This is a genomic window from Bacillus sp. SG-1, assembly GCF_000181495.1.
Taxonomy (GTDB): Bacteria; Bacillota; Bacilli; order Bacillales; family Bacillaceae_B; genus Rossellomorea.
On record NZ_ABCF01000166.1, the window covers coordinates 1 to 1,585 of the forward strand.

The following is a 1,585-nucleotide window of genomic DNA, read 5'->3' on the forward strand; positions in this document are numbered from 1 at the left end:
CCGCATGGTGTACACTCGTATTCTTGATCAAAGATCAATCTCATTAAACCGTCAGGGAAGATTAGGTTTCTATGCTCCTACTGCAGGGCAGGAAGCATCCCAGATTGCTTCACATTATGCTTTGGAGAAAGATGACTGGATTCTGCCAGGTTACCGTGATGTACCTCAGATCGTATGGCATGGCCTGCCGTTGTACCAGGCTTTCCTATTCTCCCGTGGTCATTTCAAAGGGAATCAGCCTCCAGAAGGAGTAAATGTATTATCACCACAAATCATCATCGGTGCTCAATACATCCAGACTGCCGGTGTGGCACTTGGGCTTAAGAAGCGCGGGAAACAGTCTGTTGCAATCACTTATACAGGTGATGGCGGATCTTCTCAGGGTGACTTCTATGAAGGTATCAACTTTGCCGGCGCATTCAGTGCACCTGCCATCTTTGTGGTGCAAAATAACCAGTTCGCGATCTCTACACCTCGTGACAAGCAGACAGCTGGTAAAACAATTGCCCAAAAAGCAGTTGCAGCCGGTATTCCGGGAGTTCTTGTCGATGGAATGGATCCATTAGCAGTTTATGCCGTAACACGTGAAGCACGTGAACGCGCAGTAAATGGTGAGGGACCTACTTTAATCGAGACTCACTGCTACCGTTACGGTCCACATACAATGGCCGGAGATGACCCTACTCGTTACCGTTCTTCAGAAATGGACACCGAGTGGGAAAGAAAAGATCCTTTGGTACGTTTCCGTAAGTTCCTTGAAGGTAAAGGTCTATGGAACGAAGAGAAGGAAAATGAAGTAATCGAACAAGCGAAAGAAGATATCAAGGAAGCAATCAAGAAAGCTGATGGAACGCCTAAGCAGAAAGTGACGGACTTCATCAACATCATGTACGAAAAACTTCCTTATAACCTGGAAGAGCAATTAGAAATTTACAAAGAGAAGGAGTCGAAATAAGCCATGGCGCAAATGACAATGATTCAAGCTATCACTGATGCTATGCGCACCGAACTGCGTAACGATGAAAATGTGCTTGTTTTCGGTGAAGACGTAGGATTGAATGGCGGTGTGTTCCGTGCAACTGAAGGTCTCCAAAAAGAATTCGGTGAAGACCGTGTATTTGACACACCATTAGCAGAATCCGGAATTGGCGGATTGGCGGTCGGCCTTTCATTGGAAGGTTTCCGTCCTGTACCTGAAATCCAATTCTTTGGTTTCGTATTTGAAGTAATGGATTCAATCAGCGGTCAGCTGGCTCGTATGCGCTACCGTTCAGGGGGCACTTTCACTGCACCTGTTACAATCCGTTCACCATTTGGAGGGGGAGTACATACACCTGAGCTTCATGCGGACAGTCTGGAAGGTCTTGTCGCGCAGCAGCCGGGTCTTAAAGTAGTAATCCCTTCTACACCATATGATGCAAAAGGTCTTTTGATCGCTGCTATTCGAGATAATGACCCTGTCATTTTCCTTGAGCATATGAAACTGTATCGTTCATTCCGAGAAGAGGTTCCTGAAGAGGAATACACAATCGAAATCGGTAAAGCGGATGTGAAACGTGAAGGAACAGATTTATCCATCATCACT

General features: G+C 46.1%; 2 protein-coding genes. Both read left to right on the plus strand.

What is annotated here, in order from left to right; genetic code table 11:
• Window positions 1-955, plus strand: a 955-nt coding sequence (pdhA, locus tag BSG1_RS19440) for a pyruvate dehydrogenase (acetyl-transferring) E1 component subunit alpha (protein WP_006838959.1), incomplete at its 5' end; no start/stop codon positions are given.
• Between the two features lie 3 nt (window positions 956-958).
• The coding region (locus tag BSG1_RS19445; protein ID WP_006838960.1) for an alpha-ketoacid dehydrogenase subunit beta at window positions 959-1,585 on the plus strand (627 nt) is incomplete at its 3' end.